This window comes from Vibrio sp. 1978 (assembly GCF_033344345.1).
In genome coordinates this window covers 1-600 of the sequence record NZ_JAWPOP010000725.1, presented here as the reverse complement: position 1 = coordinate 600, position 600 = coordinate 1, and the positions used below count along the sequence as shown (strand labels likewise).

Genomic DNA, 600 nt, shown 5'->3' with positions numbered 1-600 from the left:
AACTGGCAGAACTGGTGGTTTAATATACCGAAATCGTTAACTAGAAATCCTTTTTTAAGCCATTTGTAATTGCTAAAAACCTCCGATTAAACAAGCCAGAAGTAACTATGCTGAAGTATCTAATTCCATTTTCTATTACTGGTTATTTTTACAGTCCATAATGCTAGAATGGCGACTTGAAAAATTTATAAGGTTTCTCTCTTTTGAACATCCAACAAGGTTTCCTACTTACTCGCCAAGCACGAGACATCAAATGCCAACCTCAGATAGAGTTATTGCTCGCGCCAGAAGCAGGTCCGACTCACCTATTGATCAATTGTGATAAACCCGTGTTCTTCATCGCTCAAGAGCACATTGAGCAAACCCAAAACCTGGCGCTATCGAAAAGTATTCAAGTTGAAATTCGAACTCTTGAACTGAAAACGTTCGAACATACCCCTCTCGCTGCTTGCTATACGAAAGTAACCAAAGAAGCACTCGTATTACAAGATCTGCTCTCACAGCAAGATATCGTGACTTACGAAGGCGATATACGACTCGCTGACCGCTATCTAATGGAGCGCTTTATTAAAGGGAGTGTGGAGTTTACAGGTCATCAGC

1 pseudogene is annotated in these 600 nt (G+C 40.7%); it reads left to right on the top strand.

What is annotated here, in order from left to right:
* Window positions 1-203: 203 nt before the first annotated feature.
* Window positions 204-600: pseudogene (locus R8N49_RS28770) on the top strand (DNA polymerase II); the annotation flags it as partial.